General features: G+C 54.6%; 29 protein-coding genes. 15 read left to right on the forward strand and 14 right to left on the reverse strand.

Going from position 1 to position 23359, the window contains the following annotated elements:
- Positions 1 to 2: 2 nt before the first annotated feature.
- Both pmrA and pmrB read left to right on the forward strand, forming a co-directional pair.
- Positions 3 to 665, forward strand: coding sequence for a two-component system response regulator PmrA (pmrA, locus tag ACQG0S_RS19750; protein WP_046620875.1), 663 nt, complete (start codon positions 3 to 5; stop codon positions 663 to 665).
- A complete protein-coding gene (gene pmrB / locus ACQG0S_RS19755) occupies positions 662 to 1705 on the forward strand; it encodes a two-component system sensor histidine kinase PmrB (RefSeq protein WP_063137987.1) in 1044 nt (347 codons plus the stop codon). The genes pmrA and pmrB overlap by 4 nt, the downstream gene beginning before the upstream one ends.
- 34 nt (positions 1706 to 1739) lie before the next feature.
- Here the strand turns inward: pmrB and cgtA are convergent, their stop codons facing one another.
- From cgtA to rplU, 4 genes are all read right to left on the reverse strand, one after another.
- Positions 1740 to 2915 (reverse strand): Obg family GTPase CgtA, encoded by a 1176-nt coding sequence (gene cgtA / locus ACQG0S_RS19760; RefSeq protein WP_003861823.1) that lies wholly within the window; start codon positions 2913 to 2915, stop codon positions 1740 to 1742.
- A 15-nt stretch (positions 2916 to 2930) separates the two neighbouring features.
- A complete protein-coding gene (locus tag ACQG0S_RS19765) occupies positions 2931 to 3896 on the reverse strand; it encodes a DMT family transporter (RefSeq protein WP_003861826.1) in 966 nt (321 codons plus the stop codon).
- Positions 3897 to 3991: 95 nt separating this feature from the next.
- Positions 3992 to 4249, reverse strand: a complete 258-nt coding sequence (rpmA, locus tag ACQG0S_RS19770; RefSeq protein WP_003861831.1) for a 50S ribosomal protein L27 — start codon at positions 4247 to 4249, stop codon at positions 3992 to 3994.
- A 19-nt stretch (positions 4250 to 4268) separates the two neighbouring features.
- A complete protein-coding gene (gene rplU, locus ACQG0S_RS19775; RefSeq protein WP_003025032.1) occupies positions 4269 to 4580 on the reverse strand; it encodes a 50S ribosomal protein L21 in 312 nt (103 codons plus the stop codon).
- Positions 4581 to 4837: 257 nt separating this feature from the next.
- On the opposite strand from rplU, the gene ispB reads away from it, so the two are divergent.
- Together ispB and sfsB are read left to right on the forward strand one after the other, a co-directional pair.
- The gene (ispB, locus tag ACQG0S_RS19780) at positions 4838 to 5809 is read left to right on the forward strand and encodes an octaprenyl diphosphate synthase (RefSeq protein ID WP_006812126.1); all 972 of its coding nucleotides are present in this window, start codon (positions 4838 to 4840) and stop codon (positions 5807 to 5809) included.
- Between the two features lie 229 nt (positions 5810 to 6038).
- Positions 6039 to 6326: a DNA-binding transcriptional regulator SfsB gene (gene sfsB, locus ACQG0S_RS19785; RefSeq protein ID WP_022649524.1), complete on the forward strand. Its 288-nt coding sequence runs from the start codon at positions 6039 to 6041 to the stop codon at positions 6324 to 6326.
- Positions 6327 to 6389: 63 nt separating this feature from the next.
- Here the strand turns inward: sfsB and murA are convergent, their stop codons facing one another.
- The 7 genes from murA to mlaF form a co-directional block, all read right to left on the reverse strand.
- Positions 6390 to 7649: a UDP-N-acetylglucosamine 1-carboxyvinyltransferase gene (gene murA / locus ACQG0S_RS19790; RefSeq protein ID WP_006812128.1), complete on the reverse strand. Its 1260-nt coding sequence runs from the start codon at positions 7647 to 7649 to the stop codon at positions 6390 to 6392.
- 50 nt (positions 7650 to 7699) lie between these two features.
- Complete coding sequence (gene ibaG, locus ACQG0S_RS19795) at positions 7700 to 7954, reverse strand: BolA family iron metabolism protein IbaG (protein ID WP_003861840.1); 255 nt, start codon at positions 7952 to 7954, stop codon at positions 7700 to 7702.
- Positions 7955 to 8080: 126 nt separating this feature from the next.
- Positions 8081 to 8374: a lipid asymmetry maintenance protein MlaB gene (gene mlaB / locus ACQG0S_RS19800; RefSeq protein WP_022649525.1), complete on the reverse strand. Its 294-nt coding sequence runs from the start codon at positions 8372 to 8374 to the stop codon at positions 8081 to 8083.
- A complete protein-coding gene (gene mlaC, locus ACQG0S_RS19805) occupies positions 8374 to 9009 on the reverse strand; it encodes a phospholipid-binding protein MlaC (protein WP_006812130.1) in 636 nt (211 codons plus the stop codon). The genes mlaB and mlaC overlap by 1 nt, the downstream gene beginning before the upstream one ends.
- Before the next feature lie 18 nt (positions 9010 to 9027).
- A complete protein-coding gene (gene mlaD / locus ACQG0S_RS19810; protein WP_022649526.1) occupies positions 9028 to 9576 on the reverse strand; it encodes an outer membrane lipid asymmetry maintenance protein MlaD in 549 nt (182 codons plus the stop codon).
- A 4-nt stretch (positions 9577 to 9580) separates the two neighbouring features.
- Positions 9581 to 10363: a lipid asymmetry maintenance ABC transporter permease subunit MlaE gene (gene mlaE, locus ACQG0S_RS19815; protein WP_003861848.1), complete on the reverse strand. Its 783-nt coding sequence runs from the start codon at positions 10361 to 10363 to the stop codon at positions 9581 to 9583.
- Between the two features lie 7 nt (positions 10364 to 10370).
- Positions 10371 to 11183 (reverse strand): phospholipid ABC transporter ATP-binding protein MlaF, encoded by an 813-nt coding sequence (gene mlaF, locus ACQG0S_RS19820; protein WP_022649527.1) that lies wholly within the window; start codon positions 11181 to 11183, stop codon positions 10371 to 10373.
- A 227-nt stretch (positions 11184 to 11410) separates the two neighbouring features.
- Here mlaF and ACQG0S_RS19825 point away from each other — a divergent pair, with 227 nt between their 5' ends.
- The 11 genes from ACQG0S_RS19825 (at position 11411) to npr (ending at position 19330) form a co-directional block, all read left to right on the forward strand.
- On the forward strand, positions 11411 to 12388 hold the full coding sequence (locus tag ACQG0S_RS19825) for a calcium/sodium antiporter (protein WP_003861852.1): 978 nt from the start codon (positions 11411 to 11413) through the stop codon (positions 12386 to 12388).
- A 13-nt stretch (positions 12389 to 12401) separates the two neighbouring features.
- Complete coding sequence (gene kdsD, locus ACQG0S_RS19830) at positions 12402 to 13388, forward strand: arabinose-5-phosphate isomerase KdsD (protein ID WP_003861853.1); 987 nt, start codon at positions 12402 to 12404, stop codon at positions 13386 to 13388.
- Between the two features lie 14 nt (positions 13389 to 13402).
- Positions 13403 to 13969 (forward strand): 3-deoxy-manno-octulosonate-8-phosphatase KdsC, encoded by a 567-nt coding sequence (kdsC, locus tag ACQG0S_RS19835; protein WP_048966239.1) that lies wholly within the window; start codon positions 13403 to 13405, stop codon positions 13967 to 13969.
- Positions 13966 to 14541: an LPS export ABC transporter periplasmic protein LptC gene (gene lptC, locus ACQG0S_RS19840; RefSeq protein WP_022649529.1), complete on the forward strand. Its 576-nt coding sequence runs from the start codon at positions 13966 to 13968 to the stop codon at positions 14539 to 14541. The genes kdsC and lptC overlap by 4 nt, the downstream gene beginning before the upstream one ends.
- Positions 14510 to 15064 (forward strand): lipopolysaccharide ABC transporter substrate-binding protein LptA, encoded by a 555-nt coding sequence (gene lptA / locus ACQG0S_RS19845; RefSeq protein ID WP_006812136.1) that lies wholly within the window; start codon positions 14510 to 14512, stop codon positions 15062 to 15064. The genes lptC and lptA overlap by 32 nt, the downstream gene beginning before the upstream one ends.
- Before the next feature lie 6 nt (positions 15065 to 15070).
- Complete coding sequence (lptB, locus tag ACQG0S_RS19850; RefSeq protein WP_003861862.1) at positions 15071 to 15796, forward strand: LPS export ABC transporter ATP-binding protein; 726 nt, start codon at positions 15071 to 15073, stop codon at positions 15794 to 15796.
- A gap of 47 nt (positions 15797 to 15843) precedes the next feature.
- Positions 15844 to 17277 (forward strand): RNA polymerase factor sigma-54, encoded by a 1434-nt coding sequence (gene rpoN / locus ACQG0S_RS19855; RefSeq protein WP_022649530.1) that lies wholly within the window; start codon positions 15844 to 15846, stop codon positions 17275 to 17277.
- Positions 17278 to 17299: 22 nt separating this feature from the next.
- Positions 17300 to 17587, forward strand: a complete 288-nt coding sequence (gene hpf / locus ACQG0S_RS19860; RefSeq protein WP_014171818.1) for a ribosome hibernation promoting factor — start codon at positions 17300 to 17302, stop codon at positions 17585 to 17587.
- Positions 17588 to 17669: 82 nt separating this feature from the next.
- Positions 17670 to 18161: a PTS IIA-like nitrogen regulatory protein PtsN gene (gene ptsN, locus ACQG0S_RS19865; RefSeq protein ID WP_003861869.1), complete on the forward strand. Its 492-nt coding sequence runs from the start codon at positions 17670 to 17672 to the stop codon at positions 18159 to 18161.
- Positions 18162 to 18206: 45 nt separating this feature from the next.
- Positions 18207 to 19061, forward strand: coding sequence for an RNase adapter RapZ (gene rapZ, locus ACQG0S_RS19870; protein WP_003861870.1), 855 nt, complete (start codon positions 18207 to 18209; stop codon positions 19059 to 19061).
- Positions 19058 to 19330, forward strand: coding sequence for a PTS phosphocarrier protein NPr (gene npr / locus ACQG0S_RS19875; RefSeq protein WP_003861872.1), 273 nt, complete (start codon positions 19058 to 19060; stop codon positions 19328 to 19330). The genes rapZ and npr overlap by 4 nt, the downstream gene beginning before the upstream one ends.
- 39 nt (positions 19331 to 19369) lie before the next feature.
- On the opposite strand, the gene mtgA is transcribed toward npr, so the two are convergent.
- The 3 genes from mtgA to arcB form a co-directional block, all read right to left on the reverse strand.
- Complete coding sequence (gene mtgA, locus ACQG0S_RS19880; RefSeq protein WP_048966238.1) at positions 19370 to 20095, reverse strand: monofunctional biosynthetic peptidoglycan transglycosylase; 726 nt, start codon at positions 20093 to 20095, stop codon at positions 19370 to 19372.
- Positions 20092 to 20745 carry an isoprenoid biosynthesis glyoxalase ElbB gene (elbB, locus tag ACQG0S_RS19885; protein WP_038416794.1) on the reverse strand — a complete coding sequence of 218 codons (654 nt, stop codon included), beginning with the start codon at positions 20743 to 20745 and terminating at the stop codon, positions 20092 to 20094. Before elbB ends, mtgA begins: the two co-directional genes overlap by 4 nt.
- 232 nt (positions 20746 to 20977) lie before the next feature.
- On the reverse strand, positions 20978 to 23311 hold the full coding sequence (arcB, locus tag ACQG0S_RS19890; RefSeq protein WP_048966237.1) for an aerobic respiration two-component sensor histidine kinase ArcB: 2334 nt from the start codon (positions 23309 to 23311) through the stop codon (positions 20978 to 20980).
- Positions 23312 to 23359 lie beyond the last annotated feature (48 nt).

Here is a 23359-nt window from a genome sequence, read left to right on the forward strand (position 1 = left end):
CGATGAAACTACTTATAGTTGAAGACGATCTGTTATTACAGGAAGGGTTAGCGCTGGCACTGGGGAATGAGGGCTACGCCCTGGATTGTGCCGCCACGGCGGCTGAAGCAGATGCCTTGATCCAGAGCGGAGAATACAGCCTTGTGATTCTGGATTTGGGACTGCCGGATAAAGACGGCGCGACGCTGCTCTGCCAGTGGCGTCGTCGCGGAGTGGAGAATCCCGTATTGATTCTCACCGCCCGCGATGCCATTGAAGACAGAATTAACGGGCTGGATTCTGGCGCTGACGATTATCTGGTAAAACCCTTCGCCCTTGCCGAGCTACAGGCTCGCGTACGGGCGTTAATCCGCCGCTATCAGGGCCACAGCGACAACATGCTGACGGACGGGGATATCACCCTCAATCTGCAAACTCAGCAGGTGCTGCGCCAGTCTCAGCCTGTGGAAGTGACCCCAAAAGAGTTCGCTCTGCTGACGCGTCTGATCATGCGCAGCGGGCAGACCGTGCACCGTGAAACGCTGCAACAGGACATCTACTCCTGGCAGGACGATCCAGGATCAAACACGCTTGAAGTTCACATTCATAATCTGCGCCGCAAGCTCGGTAAAGATCGCATCAAAACCGTACGTGGCGTGGGTTACCGTCTGGAGAGCCAGAAATGAACAGTATGCGCCGGCGATTAATGGTGTTGCTGGCGGTTATACTGCTATTTTTTCAACTGGTTAGCGTAGTCTGGCTGTGGCATGAGAGCCGCGAGCAAATCGGTTTTCTGGTAAATGAAACGTTGTCTGCGAAAGCGCGCAACAACCATGTCGAAAAAGAGATCCGCGAAGCCATTGCCTCCCTGCTGGTCCCTTCTCTGGTGATGGTCGGTTTTACCCTGCTCTTCTCATTCTGGGCAGTAACCTGGATCACCCGTCCACTCAACAAACTTCGCGTCAGCCTTGCGAACCGTTCGGCGGATAATCTGACTCCCCTGCCGATGTATTCTGATATGGAAGAGATAGGCGCTGTGACCACATCGCTCAATCTACTCCTCGCCCGGCTGGCTCACACTATTCAACAGGAACGCCTGTTTACCGCCGATGCGGCACACGAGTTACGTACGCCGCTTGCGGGGATCAGGCTCCATCTGGAACTGATGGCTCAGTCCGGTTCCCCGCAGGCCACACCACTGATAAACCGGATCGATCAGTTGATGCACACGGTGGAACAGCTGCTGATGCTGGCGCGTGCCGGACAGGCGATGGCCAGCGGCCATTACGATACCGTGAACTGGACTGAGACGATCATTGCTCCGCTTAGCCTGGAGCATGAAGCCAAAGAGCATACGGTGATATGGCCGGCCCACAGCGCGCTGACGGTACAGGGGGACGCCGTCCTGTTACGTCTGATGCTAAGGAACCTTCTGGAGAATGCCGCCCGCTACAGCCCGGCAGGCACAACCATTGAAGTGGCATTAACAGCGACGGAGAGCGGTACCCGGGTGAGCGTTATCGATCAGGGGCCGGGTATTGATGAGGCACACCGCCAGTCGATCACCGAACCTTTCCGACGTCTCGACCAGCGCTACGGCGGCAGCGGCCTTGGGCTGAGCATCGTACAGCGTATCGTACAGCTCCATCATGGCTATTTAACGCTGGAGAACGGCGCTGCGGGCGGCCTCATCGCCAGCTGTTGGTTACCGGCGAAAATAGGATAAAAAAAAAGCCCCGTTAAGGGGCTTTATACTGAGGTTAGTGCTTGTAGATGAACTCGACGCCTTCTTCGTCGTCTTCATCCCAGTCATCGTCCCAGTCTTCATCATCTTCTTCCGCTTCCAGCTCTTCGAGCTGCTGGCGGTGGTAGTCATCCCACATGAATTCGACTTTTTCAGGCTGTTTCGCCTCTTCTGCCTGAACAACCGGATTCTCGATGATAAAGGTCATCACATCCCAGCAGAGATCTTTCACGCCAACCTGGCTGGCGGCAGAGATCAGGTAGTACTTATCTTCCCAACCCATCGCTTCGGCAATCGCTTTAGCTTTCGCTTCAGCTTCCGCTTTATCCATCAGGTCGATCTTGTTAAATACCAGCCAGCGCGGTTTTTGCGCCAGTTTTTCACTGTATTTCTCCAGCTCACCGATAATGATACGGGCGTTTTCAACCGGATCGGAACCGTCGATTGGATCGATGTCGATGAGGTGCAACAGTACGCGACAACGCTCAAGGTGCTTCAGGAAGCGAATCCCCAGACCGGCGCCTTCTGCTGCCCCTTCAATCAGACCCGGGATGTCAGCGACCACGAAGCTCTTCTCGTTATCCATACGGACAACGCCCAGGCTCGGTACCAGTGTCGTAAACGGATAATCCGCCACTTTTGGTTTCGCCGCAGAGACCGCACGGATAAACGTCGATTTACCGGCGTTTGGCATACCCAGCATCCCCACATCCGCCAGCAGCATCAGTTCCAGTTGCAGGTCGCGCTTATCACCCGGGGTACCCATGGTTTTCTGACGCGGGGTACGGTTAACGGAAGATTTGAAACGGCTGTTACCCAGACCGTGCCAGCCGCCTTTCGCCACCATCAGGCGCTGACCGTGTTTGGTCATATCACCCATGGTTTCGCCCGTGCCCTGATCGATGACACGCGTACCTACCGGCACTTTGATCGTCACGTCTTTACCGCGTTTACCGGTACAGTCGCGGCTCTGGCCGTTCTGCCCACGTTCGGCGCGGAAAGATTTTTCGAAACGGTAGTCGATCAGCGTGTTGAGGTTTTCATCCGCCTCCAGCCACACGTCGCCACCGTCCCCACCGTCACCGCCGTCAGGACCGCCACGAGGAATATATTTTTCACGGCGGAAGCTTACACAACCGTTACCGCCATCACCTGCCACGACCAGAATCGTCGCTTCATCAACAAACTTCATTTTACTCTCCGTAACTCATTCGCCTGAGCGGGGGACTATTACAACCGCTTCATTTTTGCGCCAACGCCCCCAGAGACGATGACCAATGGCGGAATACATCGCGCCCGCAACCACGACAAACGCACCGAGATAACCCAACAGGTTGAGCATCGGCTTGACGAAGACATCGGGCCAGGCCATTGATAACAAATCTGAAAATAACAGCGTAAACAGCGGGGTAAGCGTGATTAAGGCGCTCACCTGTGCTGCCTGCCAGCGCGCCATGGCTTCAGCCAGCGCGCCATAACCGACCAGCGTGTTCAGCCCACAAAAAATGAGGCACGCCAGTTGCCAGTCGCTGAGCTGGGTAATCACCCCCGGCTTAGCTAACGGCAATAATGCCAGTGTACACAAAGTGTACAGCAAAAAGAGGATCTGCTGTGAGGCAAGACGACGCAATAACACCTTTTGCGCGACGCCATAACTCACCCAGACCGTTGCTGCACCCACCCCAAAAATGACACCCCAGGTGTAATCCGTCAGGCGGGTAAAAATCTCGATCAGACTGGTGTTAAAGAACATCACCAGACCGCAAAGCAGCATGCTTGCCCCGATGATCTGCGTACCGCGCATCTTCTCCTTGAGGATGAATACGCTGGCGACCATCATGCCGACCGGTGATAGCTGACCAATCACCTGCGACGCTGTAGGGCTAAGATATTGCAGGGAAGAGCTGAACAGAATGAAGTTACCGAACAGACCGCCCGTCGCGATAGCCAGTAACACCAGCCAGCGCGGTTTTCGGAAGATGCGCAGCGGCGGCAGCTTACCTTTGACGGCCAGAATGGCGCCCAGGCCTATACTTGCCATCAGGAAGCGATAAAACACCACCGTGGGCGGTTCCATCACTTCCAGTACCTGCTTCATTGCAATTGGCAGCGCCCCCCAGCACATCGCGGTAGTGAGCGCCAAAAGAATACCAATGCCGGCCTGCTGCTTCATGCCCGTTTTCCCTACAGAAAATTTTCCGGGTTTCCAATGTAAAAAGCCCCGCAACACGTTGCGGGGCTTTAATCCGTTACCGGACCGAGAAAACCTTACTCAGCAACGATGCTGATGTATTTACGGTTGTTCGGGCCTTTAACTTCAAATTTCACTTTACCGTCTGCTTTAGCAAACAGAGTGTGGTCACGACCGCAACCTACGTTGGTACCCGCGTGGAACTTGGTGCCACGCTGACGAACGATGATGCTACCCGCCAGAACGGATTCGCCACCGAAACGCTTAACGCCCAGGCGTTTAGCTTCTGAATCGCGACCGTTACGTGTGGAGCCGCCAGCCTTTTTATGTGCCATTTAAATCTCTCCTCAGGTCTTAGGCGCTGATGCCAGTAATTTTCACATCAGTGAACCACTGACGGTGGCCCTGCTGCTTACGATAGTGTTTACGACGACGAAACTTAACGATTTTAACTTTCTCGCCACGACCGTGAGCAACAACTTCAGCTTTGATAACGCCGCCATCAACGAAAGGAACGCCGATTTTGACTTCTTCACCGTTTGCGATCATCAGAACTTCAGCGAACTCAACAGATTCGCCAGTTGCGATGTCCAGCTTTTCCAGGCGAACGGTCTGACCTTCGCTTACTCGGTGTTGTTTACCACCACTTTGGAAAACCGCGTACATATAAACTCCGCTTCCGCGCACATCCTCGTATGATTCAGAGTGCGCTATAAATATTCACAATAGGGCGCGAATATTACGCAAAACGCGAGCCTTTGACAAGTGCTACCATCAATACATGAAGAAAAAAAACACAACACGTACGGTAACGTTTATCTGAGCCATTTTTTCAGTACAATCAGCAATACTATTTATAAACCGAAACCCTTTGTGTACCCATCTCGTGTGGGATAAACAGGATAAAAAGCCCGGCTTTTGCGATGAATTTAGAAAAAATCAATGAGTTAACCGCGCAAGATATGGCGGGTGTGAATGCAGCAATCCTGGAGCAACTCAACTCTGACGTTCAGCTGATCAATCAGTTGGGCTATTACATCGTCAGCGGCGGCGGTAAACGTATTCGTCCGATGATTGCCATTCTGGCCGCACGCGCGGTTGGCTATCAGGGAAATGCCCACGTCACGATCGCGGCGCTGATCGAATTTATCCACACCGCCACCCTGCTTCATGACGATGTTGTGGATGAATCAGACATGCGTCGTGGCAAAGCCACCGCCAATGCCGCGTTTGGTAATGCGGCAAGCGTTCTGGTAGGGGATTTTATCTATACCCGAGCCTTCCAGATGATGACCAGCCTTGGCTCGCTGAAGGTGCTGGAAGTGATGTCAGAAGCCGTAAACGTTATCGCTGAAGGCGAAGTCCTACAGTTGATGAACGTCAACGACCCGGATATCACCGAAGAAAACTATATGCGGGTGATTTACAGCAAGACCGCACGTCTGTTTGAAGCCGCCGCGCAGTGCTCCGGCATTCTGGCAGGCTGTAGCGAAGCTCAGGAAAAAGGGCTTCAGGACTACGGCCGTTACCTCGGCACCGCGTTCCAGCTGATTGATGATTTGCTGGACTACAGCGCGGATGGCGAAACGCTCGGTAAAAACGTTGGCGATGACCTGAACGAAGGCAAGCCAACGCTGCCGCTGCTCCACGCGATGCGCAATGGCACACCAGAGCAGGCGAAAATGATCCGGGAGGCTATCGAGCAGGGAAATGGTCGCCATCTTCTGGAACCGGTACTGGAAACAATGGCCATCTGTGGTTCCCTTGAATGGACGCGTCAGCGTGCTGAAGAAGAAGCAGACAAAGCCATCGCCGCAATTCAGGTCATTCCCGACAGCCCATGGCGTGATGCGCTAATCGGCCTCGCGCACATCGCCGTCCAGCGCGACCGTTAATCCCCTCCTCATCTCCCTGCGATCTCGCAGGGAGGTTCCAGTACGCACCAATAAATTACATTTACGCGTAAGCTCATCTGGTTACAGGCCGTATGTATAAAGCCGTGCCTTATTCTGAATATTGCTTCTCGTAACATGAACTTTTTAGAACAGATGTTCGAAGTGAGTATAGTAATGCTGTCTTTTCACACGAAACGACGTGGACGATAACGAACACAAGGACAGCATTATGGATACAAAATTCATCGACTGGCATTCTGCTGACATTATTGCGGCACTGCGTAAAAAAGGGACATCGCTGGCTGCCGAATCACGTCGTCATGGGCTGAGCTCGTCGACGCTGGCAAACGCCCTGACCCGCCCATGGCCGAAGGGGGAACTGATTATTGCGACGGCGCTGGATACGCATCCGTGGGTGATATGGCCGTCACGCTATCACGATCCCATTACTCATGAATTTATCGACAGAACGCGCATGATGCGCCAGAGCAAAGCGAAGAAAGCACATCAGGACTGATGCACCCGGATTTACAGGAACAGCAATCCCCCAGCCTGTTCTGGCAGGGGGGTGCCGGAACGATTACTCGCCCTTCACACGCTCGATATTCGCACCCAGCGCGCGCAGTTTGTCTTCAATACGCTCGTAACCACGATCGATGTGGTAGATACGATCGACAACGGTAGTCCCTTCTGCAATACAACCTGCCAGTACGAGGCTCGCAGACGCGCGCAGATCGGTCGCCATCACCTGCGCACCGGACAGTTTTTCAACGCCGTGGCAAATGACCGTGTTGCTTTCAATCTCAGCATGCGCACCCATACGGATCAGTTCCGGTACGTGCATGAAACGGTTTTCGAAGATAGTTTCCGTGATGAAGCCTGTGCCTTCGGCCACCAGGTTCAACAGGGTGAACTGTGCCTGCATATCCGTCGGGAATGCCGGATGTGGCGCAGTGCGCACGTTAACGGCTTTAGGACGCTGCCCGTGCATATCGAGGCTGATCCAGTCTTCACCAATTTCAATGTCCGCACCCGCATCGCGCAGTTTCGCCAGCACCGCATCCAGGGTATCCGGTTGTGCGTTACGACAAACAATCTTACCGCCAGAAATGGCAGCCGCTACCAGGAAAGTACCGGTTTCGATACGGTCTGGCAGTACGCGGTACACACCACCACCCAGACGTTCAACGCCTTCGATGGTGATACGGTCTGTGCCCTGCCCGCTGATCTTCGCCCCCAGCGCGACCAGGAAGTTCGCGGTATCCACGATTTCCGGCTCTCGGGCGGCGTTTTCGATGATGGTAGTGCCTTCTGCCAGCGTAGCAGCCGACATGATGGTTACCGTTGCGCCCACGCTCACTTTGTCCATGACAATGTGCGCGCCTTTCAGGCGACCATTGACGGACGCTTTAACGTACCCCTCTTCCAGCTTGATCTCCGCGCCCAGCTTTTCCAGACCGAAGATATGCAGGTCGACTGGACGGGCGCCGATAGCGCATCCGCCCGGCAGTGAAACCTGTCCCTGACCGAAACGCGCCACCAGCGGGCCAAGCGCCCAGATGGAAGCACGCATGGTTTTCACCAGCTCATACGGCGCTGAGAAGTTGTTCACGTTGCTGGCATCGATCCAGACGGAACCGTTACGCTCCACTTTGGTGCCCAACTGGCCGAGCAACTTCATGGTCGTGTCGATATCTTTCAGCTTCGGTACGTTCTGGATCTCTACCGGCTCTTCTGCGAGCAGCGCAGCGAAAAGAATGGGCAGCGCGGCGTTTTTAGCGCCAGAAATTGTGACTTCGCCCTGGAGACGCGTGGGTCCCTGTACACGAAATTTATCCATCGTTTGCTCTCTTATAAATTCAACCGTGCTGCGGGCGCTTCGCCCTCAGCTCAAAAACCGTTTAGTTTGCGATCGCGTGCCCACTCCTGTGGGGTGAACGCTTTAATCGACAGGGCGTGGATGCGGTTATCCGCAATGTATTCCATCAGCGGCGCGTACACAGCCTGCTGTTTCTTCACGCGACTCATTCCGTCGAACATCTCACCCACAGCAATAACCTGGAAGTGACTGCCATCGCCAGAGACGTGGGCTTCCTGAAGGGAGAGTGCATTCATCAGCACTGTCTGGATTTCATTATTTTCCATGGGGTCTACATCATCTGATAGTGAAAACAAGCTCAACATCTTAGAGCAAAGTGGCGCGGTCTTAAACAAGCAAAAAGCCCCGACGCGTAAACTGTCGGGGCTTTCGGAAGTAACGTACTGAAAAAGTTAGCGAGGTAATACGTCTTCAGGCAAATTGTAAAGCTGTGCAAGGGTTACGACATTATCGCTTACCCCCGTCAGGGTGACGCTACTCCCCTGCTTTTTGCCCGTGGCCACCAGGTGCGCCAGCAGGGCGATACCGGCGGTATCTACCCGCGTGACGCCATGGAGATCAATCAACGTCACGCCCTGCATCGCGTTATGGCGAGCGTCCCACAGCGGGTTAAGCAGATCCTGATCCAGCTCTCCCGTCAGCGTCAACGTCTCGCCGTCACGCGCCCAGCTAAGCTGCTGTGACATTACTTCTTCTCGTCCAGGGTAATTTTCTGACGAGAGATGGACTGAAGCTGAGCCGTCAGGCCATCGATGCCTTTGGTGCGCAGCAGATCGCTCCACTCGTTCTGTTTAGTGGTGATCATGCTGACGCCTTCAGCGATCATGTCGTACGCCTGCCAGTTTCCGGTCTGGCTGTTTTTACGCCACTGGAAGTCCAGGCGTACCGGTGGACGACCGTTTGGATCGATAATCGTCACGCGGATAGGAATGATGGTGGCATCGCCCAGCGGCTGTTCAGGGGCAATCTGATAGGTCTGCCCGTGGTACATCGCCAGCGCCTGGCCGTAAGCCTGTTTCAGGTATTCACGGAACGCCGCAAAGTAAGCCTCGCGCTGCGCCGGGGTCGCGTCTTTGTAGTAACGGCCCAGCACCAGTGCGCCCGCGTACTTGATCTGCACATACGGCAGCAGCTCCTGATCCACCACATCACGCAGATAATCAGGGTTAGAACGGATTTTGGGCTGTTCGTTTTTAAGACGGTCGAAGGTTTTCTTCGCGGCCTCATCCATCAGTTTGTACGGGTTACTCTGATCCGCAGCGTGCGCCGCGGTTAGAGGGGCAATGACCAGCATGGCAACCATTAACAGTCGTTTAAACATGAATGACTTCTCCTGAAATTAATTCGTCGCGCCTGGCGTCGGTTCGACGTTGGTGTGGTCTTCACTCTGCGCAGGGGCATCGTCAGACTTTTTATCATCCCCTTTACTGTTGTAAAGGAACTGACCAATCATATCTTCCAGCACCATCGCTGACTTGGTATCCTGGATTACGCTACCGTCTTTAAGGATAGACGTTCCCAGCTCAGGATCTTCAAAACCAACGTTAAGGGCCAGATATTGCTCCCCCAGCAGGCCAGAGGTGCGGATAGAGAGCGAGCTGGTGTCCGGAATGTGGTTATAGCGTTCTTCGATATCCATTGCGACGCGCGGCAGATAGGTTTTCTCATCAAGCGTAATGTCAGCGACACGTCCAATAACGACGCCACCAATACGGACCGGTGAGCGCGCCTTCAGGCCGCCGATATTATCGAAAGTCGCGTAGACGCGATACGTCGGCTCGGTGCGAACAGAGGTGATGTCCGCCGCGCGCAGGCAGATAAACAGCGCGGCCAGCAGCGCCAGAAGCAAAAACACGCCAACCCAAATTTCATTTTTTCTCGTTTGCATGAACTCAATTCCCAAACATCAGTGCGGTGAGCACAAAATCCAGACCTAAAACGGCCAGCGACGAATGTACGACAGTACGCGTCGTTGCACGGCTAATGCCCGCCGACGTCGGAATGGCATCGTAACCATTAAACAACGCAATCCAGGTAACCGTCACAGCGAAAACCACGCTCTTGATCAGACAGTTCACCAGATCCATCCGCAGATCGATGGCGTCCTGCATGGCAGACCAGAAGAACCCGGCATCAATGCCTTTCCAGTTGACGCCAACCAGCGCGCCTCCCCAGATACCTACCGCCACAAAGAGGATAGTCAGTAACGGTAAGGAGATAACCCCGGCCCAGAAGCGCGGCGAGATCACCCGGCGCAGCGGATCGACCGCCATCATCTCCATACTGGAGAGCTGCTCTGTGGCGCGCATCAGGCCTATTTCAGCCGTCAGCGCTGATCCGGCACGCCCGGCGAACAGCAGCGCTGCTACAACCGGCCCGAGTTCACGCAGCAGCGAGAGCGCCACCAGCATGCCAAGGCTGGTTTCCGCGCTGTAGGTTGTCAGCACCAGATACCCCTGCAACCCCAGCACCATGCCAATAAACAGACCCGACACGATGATGATAAGCATCGACAGCACGCCGACGTTATAAAGCTGCCGCACCAGTAACGGCGCATGCTTGCGGAACTCCGGTTTGCCAACCAGCGCGTTGAACAACATTAATCCGGCACGCCCGAACGTACTGATGGTTTTTAGGCCACGGTGTCCAAGACCCGCCAACGCATTTAACAGCATGAGTGGATTAACTCCCTATTCCCAGTAAATCGTCATGATAGTCGCCCGCCGGATAGCGGAAAGGCACCGGCCCATCTGCGATACCGTCCAGGAACTGCCGCACGCGCGGATCGCCATTCTCCTGCAACGCCTGAGCGCTGCCGTGGGCGACGATCTTTTTGTCAGCCACAATATAGGCGTAATCAGCAATACTCAGCACTTCCGGCACGTCGTGGGAAACCACCACGCAGGTGACGCCAAGGGCGCTGTTCAGCTCCGAGATTAACTTCACCAGCACGCCCATGGTGATAGGGTCCTGCCCGACGAACGGTTCATCGAACATGATTAAATCGGGTTCCAGGGCAATAGCACGCGCCAGCGCGGCGCGGCGCGCCATCCCACCCGAGAGTTCGGACGGCATAAGTTTCGCAGCCCCCCGCAACCCCACGGCTTCGAGCTTCATCATCACCGTGCTGTGCAACAGCGCAGGAGGAAGATGGGTATGCTCACGCAGCGGATAGGCCACATTGTCAAATACGTTCATATCGGTGAATAGCGCACCCGACTGAAAGAGCATGCTCATTCGTTTGCGAACCGTGTAGAGGCGCGAGCGAGACATCTCCGGGACGTTTTCACCGTCGAAGAGAATTTCGCCGCTATCAGGGGGGATTTGCCCGCCGATAAGACGCAGCAACGTCGTTTTACCGATCCCTGACGGCCCCATGATGGCGGTGATTTTACCGCGCGGCACGGTCAGCGAAATATCATCAAATATCACCCGGTTGCCGCGAGAAAAACTGACGCCCCGGACATCGACTATATTCGCCATCGTTTGGCTCATTTATGGTTCCTTACTTACCTTGCTTCACTGCTGGCATGAAGCGTAAATCAGCCCTAAACCCCGCATTTTTACAGAATATTCACTATTGGGGTTAGCGAAAGCTGGCATTTGTTTTACTTTTCCGGCGCATAAAGTCAAAATTAGGAATTCGTCACGTCTCAGACTTCATCTGGCGCTAAAATTCGTGCGCAGTGGACCAGCGAGTATACCTGAAGAAAGGACTTTTGATGCTTTTAGCAACAGCACTGTTAATAATTGGTTTACTATTGGTGGTCTACAGTGCTGACCGTTTGGTCTTTGCCGCATCCATTCTCTGTCGACTCATTGGCATGCCGCCCATCATTATTGGGATGACGGTGGTCAGTGTAGGCACATCGCTTCCTGAAATCATCGTTTCTGTTTCAGCCTCGTTGCATGGCCAGGTCGACCTCGCTATTGGCACTGCGATTGGCTCTAACATCGTCAATATCTTGCTGATTTTAGGCTTAGCCGCATTACTGCATCCATTTCGCGTACATTCCGATGTTTTGCGTCGTGAATTGCCGCTAATGTTAGTCGTCAGTCTGCTGGCAGGCTATGTGCTTTATGACGGGGTGCTGAGCGTCGGTGACGGTATATTCCTGCTCGCCCTGGCCGTGATCTGGTTGCTTTACAGCGTGAAGATCGCACGTCTGGCGGAAAAACAGGGTAACGATAGCCTCACGCGTGAGCATCTCGCCGAACTGCCACGGGAAGGGACCTTACCCGTCGCCCTGCTGTGGCTGGGCGTCGCGCTGATTATAATGCCAATGGCCACGCGGATGGTGGTCGATAACGCGACGGTGCTGGCGAACGCGTTTGCGATGAGCGAACTGACAATCGGTCTGACGGTCATCGCCATCGGCACCAGCCTGCCAGAGCTGGCTACCGCCATCGCCGGGGCACGTAAAGGGGAAGATGATATCGCCATCGGCAATATCATTGGCTCGAATATTTTCAATATCGCGATCGTGACGGGGCTGCCGGCATTAATCTCACCGGGGCCGTTTAACCCTATGGTCTTCACGCGCGATTACGGTGTGATGCTACTGGTCAGCGTAATTTTCGCCCTGCTCTGCTGGCGGCGAAAAGAGCAGATCGGCAAAGGCGCGGGCGCGCTGCTGACGGGTGGATTTATCGTATGGCTGGCGATGCTGTACTGGCTCTCGCCACTTCTCTCTGGGTAAACGGAAACGCATTATGTCGCAAATAGAATTGCAGCCGGGTTTTGACTTTCAGAAAGCAGGCAAAGACGTTCTGGAGATTGAACGTGAAGGTCTGGCGCAGTTAGATCAGTACATTAATCAGGATTTTAGTCTGGCCTGTGAGAAGATGTTCTACTGCGCCGGTAAAGTCGTGGTGATGGGGATGGGCAAATCCGGCCATATCGGGCGCAAAATGGCGGCGACCTTTGCCAGTACCGGCACGTCGTCATTCTTCGTTCATCCCGGTGAAGCCGCGCACGGTGACCTCGGCATGGTTACGCCGCAGGACGTGGTTATTGCGCTGTCCAACTCCGGGGAATCGAATGAAATCCTGGCGTTGATCCCGGTGCTGAAGCGTCTGCACGTACCGCTGATTTGCATGACCAGCCGCCCGGAAAGCAGCATGGCGCGTGCGGCAGATATTCACCTGTGCGTGAAGGTGCCGAAAGAAGCCTGTCCGCTGGGGCTGGCGCCGACCTCCAGCACAACCGCCGCGCTGGTGATGGGCGATGCCCTTGCCGTTGCGCTGCTGGAAGCCCGCGGTTTTACGCCTGAAGATTTCGCTCTGTCTCACCCCGGCGGCGCGCTCGGGCGCAAACTGCTGCTGCGGGTCAACGATATTATGCACACCGGGGATGAGATCCCGCACGTCAGCAAAGAGGCCTCTTTGCGCGACGCGTTACTGGAGATCACCCGTAAAAACCTGGGCATGACGGTTATCTGCGACGATCTGATGAAGATTCAGGGCATTTTCACCGACGGCGACCTGCGCCGGGTATTCGATATGGGTGTGGATGTCCGAACGCTGGGCATCGCTGATGTAATGACACCCGGCGGGATCCGCGTCCGTCCGGGCACGCTGGCGGTAGATGTACTGAACCTGATGCAGTCCCGTCATATTACCTCAGTGATGGTTGCCGATGGCGACCAACTGCTGGGTGTGGTACATATGCATGATCTGCTGCGCGCTGGCGTAGTGTAATGAAGGATAAGACAATGAGTAATGCGGGTGCATCCCTTGCAACCTGTTATGGCCCGGTGAGCGCCCACATGATGGCAAAGGCGGAAAATATCCGCCTGCTGATCCTCGATGTGGATGGTGTGCTCTCCGACGGTCTGATTTATATGGGCAATAACGGCGAAGAGCTGAAAGCCTTTAACGTTCGCGACGGTTACGGTATCCGCTGTGTGCTCACGTCCGGTATTGAAGTTGCAATCATCACCGGGCGGAAAGCTAAACTGGTAGAAGATCGGTGTGAAACGCTGGGCATTACCCATCTCTATCAGGGGCAGTCTGATAAGATGGTAGCCTTCCGGGATCTGTTGGGAAAACTGGCCATTGCACCAGAGAATGTGGCATACGTCGGGGATGATTTGATCGACTGGCCAGTCATGGCGGAGGTGGGTCTGAGCATCGCCGTGGCTGACGCGCACCCGCTGCTGATCCCGCGTGCTGATTATGTTACCCATATTCACGGTGGCCGCGGCGCCGTCCGCGAAGTCTGCGATCTGCTTCTGCTGGCGCAGGGCAAGCTTGATGAGGCGAAAGGGCAATCGATATGAGTAAAACCAGACGTTGGGTTATCATTCTGCTTGCGCTTGTCGCCCTGGTACTGATTGGCGTAAACCTCGCTGACCGCGAAGATACGCAAGCGGAAGTGGTTAACACGAGCGACCCGACCTATAAAAGCGATCACAGCGACACCGTGGTCTATAGCCCGGAAGGCGCGCTGAACTATCGCCTCGTTGCTCAGCATGTAGAATATTTTTCAGATGACGGTACTTCGTGGTTTACCCAACCGGTCATGACCACCTTTGATACGGACAAAGTGCCGACGTGGTCTATCAAGTCTGACCGGGCAAAACTGACAAATGACCGTATGCTTTACCTGTATGGTCACGTTGAAGTCAACGCCCTGACCGCTGACGCGCAACTGCGAAAAATTACGACGGATAACGCCCAGATCAACCTGGTCACCCAGGATGTCACGTCGCAGGATTTAGTCACCCTGTATGGCACAACATTTAATTCCAGCGGTTTAAGAATGCGCGGGAACTTACGCAGCAAAAACGCCGAGCTGATTGAAAAGGTTAGAACCTCCTATGAAATTCAAAACAAACAAACTCAGCCTTAAAGTTGTTATCGCCAGCGCGCTGCTGGCGGCCAGTCTTCCCGCGCTTGCTGTGACTGGCGACACCGAACAGCCGATTCATATTGAATCCGATACCCAGTCTCTGGATATGCAGGGTAACGTCGTCACCTTTACCGGCAACGTGGTCATGACCCAGGGCACCATCAAAATCAACGCCGACAAAGTGGTCGTTACCCGACCGGGCGGCGAGCAGGGCAAAGAGATTATCGATGGTTATGGCAACCCGGCCACCTTCTACCAGATGCAGGACAACGGCAAGCCGGTGAAAGGCCATGCCTCGCATATGCACTATGAACTGGCGAAGGATCTGGTCATCCTGACCGGTAATGCTTACCTGGAACAGCTGGACAGCAATATCAAAGGCGACAAGATCACTTATCTGGTGAAAGAGCAGAAAATGCAGGCCTCCAGTGAAAAAGGCAAACGCGTCACGACCGTTCTTGTGCCTTCGCAATTGCAGGACAAGAACAACGGCCAGGCTCCGGCACAGAAAAAGAGTAACTAATTCGTTATGGCAACTTTAACTGCAAAAAACCTCGCGAAAGCGTATAAGGGCCGCCGCGTCGTCGAAGATGTCAGTCTGACCGTCAACTCCGGCGAAATCGTGGGTTTGCTTGGCCCTAACGGGGCGGGTAAAACCACGACTTTCTACATGGTGGTGGGCATCGTCCCGCGTGACGCCGGCAACATCATCATCGATGATGAAGATATCAGTCTGCTGCCACTGCATGCCCGCGCGCGTCGTGGCATCGGCTATCTGCCGCAGGAAGCCTCTATCTTCCGCCGCTTAAGCGTGTTCGACAACCTGATGGCCGTGCTCCAGATCCGTGACGATCTGACCAGCGAGCAGCGCACTGACCGTGCGAACGAGCTGATGGAAGAGTTTCATATTGAACATCTGCGTGACAGCCTCGGTCAGGCGCTGTCCGGTGGTGAACGCCGCCGCGTTGAGATTGCGCGCGCGCTGGCAGCAAACCCGAAATTTATCCTCCTGGATGAACCGTTTGCGGGCGTTGACCCCATCTCCGTTATCGATATCAAACGTATTATTGAGCACCTGCGCGACAGCGGGCTTGGCGTACTGATCACGGACCACAACGTTCGCGAAACGCTGGCCGTGTGTGAGCGCGCCTACATAGTGAGCCAGGGCCATCTGATTGCCCACGGTACGCCGCAGCAAATCCTCGAAGATGAGCATGTTAAGCGCGTGTACCTTGGGGAAGACTTCAGACTCTGATAGGGTAGAGGTTAAGTCACGCCGAACCGGAGAAAAACGCTCTGAACATGAAGCAAGGTTTGCAATTACGGCTCAGCCAGCAACTGGCCATGACGCCGCAGCTACAACAGGCAATCCGTCTGTTGCAGCTGTCCACGTTAGAACTCCAGCAGGAGCTCCAGCAGGCGCTGGACAGCAATCCGCTGCTGGAGCAAACCGATCTTCATGACGAGGTAGACGCTCAGCAGACGCAGGACACAGAAACGCTCGACTCCGTAGATGCGCTCGAACAGAAAGAGATGCCGGAGGAACTGCCGCTGGATGCCAGCTGGGATGAAATCTACACCGCGGGTACCCCTTCCGGGACGCGTGCAGATTACCAGGACGATGAACTCCCGGTCTACCAGGGCGAAACTACCCAGTCGCTTCAGGACTACCTGATGTGGCAGGTGGAGCTGACGCCTTTCTCCGATACCGATCGCGCCATTGCCACCTCGATTGTCGATGCCGTTGACGACACGGGCTATTTGACCGTGACGCTGGACGAGATTCTGGAAAGCATCGGCGATGACGAGATTGAACTGGAAGAGATCGAAGCCGTCCTGAAACGCGTTCAGCGTTTCGACCCGATTGGCGTCGCCGCGAAAGATCTGCGCGACTGCCTTCTGATCCAGCTTTCGCAGTTTGCCAAAGAGACACCGTGGATTGATGAAGCCCGGCTCATCATCAGCGAGCATCTGGATTTGCTGGCAAATCACGACTTCCGCACCCTGATGCGCGTCACGCGCCTCAAAGAAGAGGTGCTGAAGGAAGCGGTAAATCTGATCCAGTCACTCGATCCGCGTCCGGGGCAATCGATCCAGACCAGCGAACCGGAATACGTTATTCCTGATGTGCTGGTGAGAAAACACAATGGCCGCTGGGTCGTTGAACTGAACGCCGACAGCATTCCTCGCCTGCAAATCAACCAGCAATACGCCTCCATGTGCACCAGCGCCCGTAACGACGCTGATAATCAATACATTCGCAGCAACCTTCAGGAAGCACGCTGGTTGATTAAGAGTCTGGAAAGCCGTAATGACACGCTGCTGCGCGTCAGCCGCTGTATTGTCGAACAGCAGCAGGCATTCTTTGAGCAGGGCGAAGAGTTTATGAAACCGATGGTGCTGGCGGACATCGCCCAGGCCGTCGAGATGCATGAATCAACCATTTCCCGCGTGACCACGCAGAAGTATCTGCACAGCCCACGCGGTATTTTTGAGCTTAAGTATTTCTTCTCCAGCCACGTGAACACCGAAGGCGGCGGCGAAGCCTCGTCAACGGCTATTCGCGCCCTGGTGAAGAAGTTGATCGCCGCGGAGAACCCCGCGAAGCCACTCAGTGACAGTAAGTTAACCACCATGCTGTCCGATCAGGGTATTATGGTGGCACGCCGTACTGTCGCGAAGTATCGAGAGTCTTTATCCATTCCGCCGTCTAACCAGCGTAAACAACTGGTTTGACACAACCGATAAGGAAGACACTATGCAGCTCAATATCACCGGACATAACGTCGAAATTACTGAGGCTTTACGCGATTTTGTAAACGCTAAGTTCGCGAAACTCGAGCAGTATTTCGAGAGGATCAACCAGGTCTATGTTGTGTTGAAAGTGGAGAAAGTGACGCATATCTCGGATGCGACCCTGCACGTCAACGGAGGGGAACTTCATGCCAGTGCGGAAGGGCAAGACATGTACGCGGCTATCGACGGCTTGATTGATAAGCTTGCGAGACAGCTCAATAAACATAAAGATAAACTGAAACAACACTAATTGTCCGGGCAGTTAACGGGTGCAGGACGGCCTGTTGTGAAACACAACAGGCCATTTGTACAGTTAGCGCTTAGGTGAAATTATGATAAACAACGATTCCGCTCTTCAACTGAGCAATGTCCTTAACCAGGATTGTACCCGCAGTGGCGTTCACTGCCAGAGCAAAAAACGTGCGCTGGAAATCATCAGTGAGCTGGCCGCAAAACAGCTGGGTCTGCCGCCGCAGATCGTGTTTGAAGCCATTCTGACCCGTGAAAAAATGGGCAGTACCGGCATCGGCAATGGCATTGCGATCCCGCATGGCAAGCTGGAAGAAGATACGCTGCGTGCCGTGGGGGTGTTTGTGCAACTGGAAACGCCTATCGCTTTTGACGCCATCGATAACCAGCCTGTGGATCTGCTCTTCGCGCTGCTGGTTCCTGCCGATCAGACCAAAACCCACCTGCACACGCTGTCGCTGGTTGCCAAACGTCTGGCGGATAAAACCATTTGTCGTCGACTGCGCTCAGCTCAAAGTGATGAAGAGCTTTATCAAATTATCACTGAAGCAGAAGGCAATCAGGATGAGGCATAATCGGGAAAGGGCCTTCAGAACGGCTGCCCTGAGGAGAAACGGAACATGGTGCTGATGATCGTCAGCGGTCGTTCGGGGTCCGGGAAGTCCGTGGCCCTGCGCGCGCTGGAAGACATGGGATTTTACTGCGTAGATAACCTGCCGGTAGTGCTGTTACCCGATCTGGCGCGGACGCTGGCGGACAGGCAAATCTCTGCCGCCGTCAGTATTGACGTGCGTAACATGCCGGAATCGCCGGAAATCTTCGAGCAGGCAATGAACAGTCTGCCGGAGTGCTTCTCGCCTCAGCTCTTGTTCCTGGATGCTGACCGCAACACGCTGATCCGCCGTTACAGCGATACACGTCGTTTGCATCCGCTCTCGAGTAAAAATCTTTCGCTGGAAAGCGCCATTGATAAAGAGAGCGATCTGCTTGAGCCGCTGCGTTCCCGGGCCGACCTGATTGTCGACACTTCAGAAATGTCCGTCCACGAGCTGGCGGAAATGCTGCGTACTCGCTTACTCGGCAAGCGCGAGCGCGAACTGACGATGGTGTTTGAATCCTTCGGCTTTAAGCACGGTATCCCTATCGATGCGGATTACGTTTTTGATGTGCGTTTCCTGCCGAACCCACACTGGGATCCGAAACTGCGTCCGATGACCGGTCTGGATAAGCCGGTGGCGGCGTTCCTCGACCGACACACAGAAGTACACAATTTTATCTACCAGACGCGAAGCTACCTTGAGCTATGGTTACCTATGCTGGAGACAAACAATCGTAGCTACCTGACGGTGGCGATTGGCTGTACCGGCGGTAAACATCGTTCGGTCTACATTGCCGAACAGCTGGCCGATTACTTCCGCTCACGCGGGAAGAACGTTCAGTCCCGTCATCGCACGCTGGAAAAACGCAAAACATGACCGTAAAACAGACCGTCGAAATCACCAATAAGCTGGGCATGCATGCGCGCCCGGCGATGAAGCTGTTTGAACTGATGCAGGGTTTTGATGCTGAGGTGCTGCTGCGCAACGATGAGGGAACCGAGGCAGAAGCCAACAGCGTGATTGCGCTGCTGATGCTGGATTCTGCCAAAGGCCGCCAGATTGAAGTTGAAGCCACCGGCCCGCAGGAAGAAGAAGCGCTGGCGGCAGTGATTGCCCTGTTTAACGCCGGGTTTGACGAAGATTAACGTTCGCCACGTCGGCGGGTAGCGCTGCGCTTACCCGCTTTACATAAGATTATTTCGCTCCATAAACCCTTCCCCACCCAGCTGACGCATCTGGCGCATAATCCACGCCTGGCGGCTTCGCACGTAGCCTGACGGCGCGCTGGCCTTAAAACGCAGCGGGTTCGGCAGCACGGCGGCAAGCAGTGCCGCTTCGGACATAGTCAGCCTGCTGGCGGGCTTGCCAAAATAGCGCTGCGATGCCGATTCGACGCCAAACACGCCGTCACCAAACTCCGCGATATTCAGGTAGACGGTCAAAATGCGTTTTTTGCTCCACACCGTCTCGACGCCCAGCGTCAGCCCGGCCTCCAGCCCTTTTCTCACCCAGCTGCGACCGTCCCATAAGAACAGATTTTTTACCGTCTGCTGAGAAAGCGTCGACGCACCGCGGACGCGGTTTTCATGACGTTCATTATGATCCAGCGCCTTCTCGATAGCCGCCACGTCAAAACCCCAGTGCTCCGGGAATTTCTGATCTTCTGACGCAATGACCGCCAGCCCCATCCACGGGGAGATTTCATCCATGCCGACCCAGTCTAAGTGGGCAACATAGCCAAAATCACCCGAGAGCCAGGCGCTAATCTGCCGCTCTGCCATCACGGCCGAGAACGGGACGGGCAGGATGCTGAACAGCGCAATGCCTCCGCCCCAAAAAACGGCCAGGACCAGCACAATACGCAGCAGGATCCGTTTTAACCACCCGCCAGGGGATAATTTACGACTCATTCGGTAAGAACCAGCACTCTGTCCACCAGCTTTTCAATGCCTGCAGCAGCCTCGGCAATGTTCTGCGCCAGCATATACGCCGGCGTGGTGACGATTTTATTGTCCTCATCCACCACAATGTCGTCTACCGGACATGGCACGTGTTCGCCGCCCATATCTTCGACAATTTCAGCAGTATCAATGTCGGTTCCGATCGTGAGCCGCAGCGGGAAATCAAAAATTTTCGGCAGCATGGCTGGCGCAATGCAGATAAAGCCCTGCGGCTTACCCGCCGCATGCATCGCCAGCGATAGCGCTTTTAAGTCGGGCTCGACCTGACACGCCGCGCCTTGCGTTGCAAACGTGCTCAGGTTTTTCGCCGCGCCAAAGCCGCCCGGCACGATGAGCGCATCTAGCTCAGCCGCATCGGCCTGTACCAGCGGATGAATATCCCCGCGCACAATACGCGCCGCTTCAATCAGCACGTTACGGCTTTCCGCCATTGGCTCGCCGGTAAGATGATTAACCACGTCTGCCTGCGTTTTATCCGGAGCGAAGCAGATAACGTCGGCCCCCTGGCGCGATAATGCCAGCAGCGTTAACACGGTTTCATGTATCTCTGAACCATCGTAAACGCCACATCCGCTCAGCACGACACCCACTTTCTTCATTCTGACGATCCTTCTATGCAACTCGCTGAAGCACATTAAAAATTCTGATTAAAACGCTATGCTTCACACATTTCACTGATTCATGTAACAAACTGTTTAAGATTTGCTATCTTATCTGCGTGCGGCCTTAATTTTCAGGCGGCGTCCATGCGAAAACAACCCATAAAAATCAGGCGCAGCCACGATTTCCCTGGTGTTGGCGCAGTATTCGCGCACCCCGGTATAGCCGGGGTCATTTTTTTCGGGATTCTACCCAGGCTTTCAGCACTGCCACATCGTTTTGCCACTCTTGTTTCATCTCTTCAACCCAATCACCTACGTTATCTTCCCAGGCAGGTAAATCAGGCGACTGAATCTGTTGGCCCAGTTGCTGGAGATGGCGTAACCCGACTGAACCAGCTGCGCCTTTGATTTTATGTCCCTCTTCGACGATGCCCTTCTGGTCACGCGCCGTCAGGTTGGATTCGAGCACGTTCAGATAGCCCGGCATCATTTTTTCGAACACGGCCAGGCCATCGGTGATCAGTTTGGGTCCCACCAGATCGATATACTGCTCCAGCATGGCGGTATCCAGTATCGTTTGGGTTTTGGCGCTATCAACAGACGTCATGGTGCTCTCCTCTTCATCACAGGTATCCCAGAACTTCTTGATCATCGCCGTCAGGGCAGGTACCGCCAGCGGCTTGCTGAGCACGTCGTCCATACCGGCCTCGAGGTACTCTTTTTTATCTTTCAACACGTTTGCGGTCAACGCAACCAGAGGCGGCAGCTCGTCAGGAGCATATTTGTGCGTCAGCTCGCGGGAGATATCCAGCCCGGTCATGTCCGGTAGCTGAATATCGAGCAGCACCAGGTCGTACTCGCCCGGCGTGAACATCTCCAGCGCGGCTTTGCCGGTCATCGCGACATCCACGCTGTTACCGAGTTTTTCCAGTACCGACCGGGCGACAATGACGTTCAGCTCAATATCTTCAACCAGCAGGACGTGCAGGGCTGGAAGCGGCATATCGTCGTTCTCAAACGTATCTTCCACTTCTTCAGCAACAGCAGGGGCGTGGACGGTAAGCGTAAAGGTGGAGCCTTTACCCGGCTGGCTGGCAACGGTGATATCCCCACCCATACTTTTCGCCAGACGTTTCGACACCGCCAGGCCAATGCCCGTGCCGGTCGCCGGTTTACCGCCGTGGCTGTCTTTAACCTGATAATACATGGCGAAGATCTTATCCTGCTCATCCTGAGGAATGCCGATACCCGAGTCCTCAACTTCAAAGTGCAGCATGTCCCCCTCATCATAGCGAATGCGCACCGCAACCTGTCCCTTCTGGGTAAACTTCACGGCGTTGCTGATGAGATTCCACAGGATCTGACGCAGACGCGTGCCGTCCGTCACCACTTTATGCGGCAGCGGCAGCGTCGGTTCCATCACGAAGCTCAACCCTTTCTGCTGGGCCTGCAAACCTGACAGGTTCTCCAGGTCTGCGAGGAAGCCGGTAAAATCAACCGGCTGGTTGTCGAGCTGAACTTTACGGCGCTCCATCTTATCCATGTCGATAATATCATTGAAGATATTGCCAAGCGTGACCGCCGAAACGTGGATCGTTTTGAGGTATTTTTCCTGCTCACTGGTCAGGTCGGTATCCAGCAGAATACGGCTCAGCCCCACGATACCGTTTAGCGGCGTACGAAGCTCATGGCTGATGGTGGAGATGAAGGTGGTCTTGTCACGACTGGCGCGCTCCAGCGCATCCTGATATCGCTTACGCTCGGTGATATCACGGCCAAAGCCCATCAGACCATGACGTTTACCCACCCGGTCGTAATAAGGCACTTTGCGGATTTCAAAGCAGGCTTTGCGCCCGTCGGGATAATCCAGCCACTGCTCATAGGTCAACGAGACGTTATGGCGGAAGACCTTTTCATCCGTCTCCATCACTTTTGCCGCCGCCTCTTCGGAATAGACATCCTGAGGTTTCAGGTGTATCAGCTGCTTTTCGCTTTTCCCGGTCAACAGTTCCATGGCCCGGTTACAGCCGGAGAACTCTTTATCTTCATTACGGTAGAACACCAGATCCGGCGACGCATCGAGGAACGAGCGCAGGAAAGAGGATTGCTGTTCAAGCTGGATCTGCGTGACCTCACGCTCTTTCATCTCAATTTTCAGCTGCTCCAGCGTGGTCTGACGCTCGGCTTCCGCCTTCTCACGGTCTGAAATTTCCTGATTCAGCTGGGCAATGTTGTCCTTGAGCTGAACGTTGAGTTTAAGATCGCGCTCGCGCATCTCTTCCAGCTTATCCACCAGTTTCGATAAACGCTGTCGGGACTCTTCTAGCTGCTCAACCACCACGGAGAGGAAATAGACCGCCCATGGGGTGATCAGCAGGCCAAAGAAAATAGAGCGGATCACGTCGATGCTCTCGACCTGACCATGCAGAACCATGGTCACGGCCATTTGCACGACGATGGCCAGAACGACCAGCGCCAGCGCCAGCAGCATGGAAAAACGCACCAGCCCGAGCTTCATCATCAGGTCGACGTAGTACTGGGCCAGCATTCGAATTTGCTTCATAGAGGATCCCTTCACGACTTTATCGCTCAATAATACTCAAATTCACGG

Origin of the sequence: Enterobacter cloacae complex sp. 418I7, from assembly GCF_050030705.1 — a bacterium.
Classification (GTDB): Bacteria; Pseudomonadota; Gammaproteobacteria; order Enterobacterales; family Enterobacteriaceae; genus Enterobacter; species Enterobacter intestinihominis.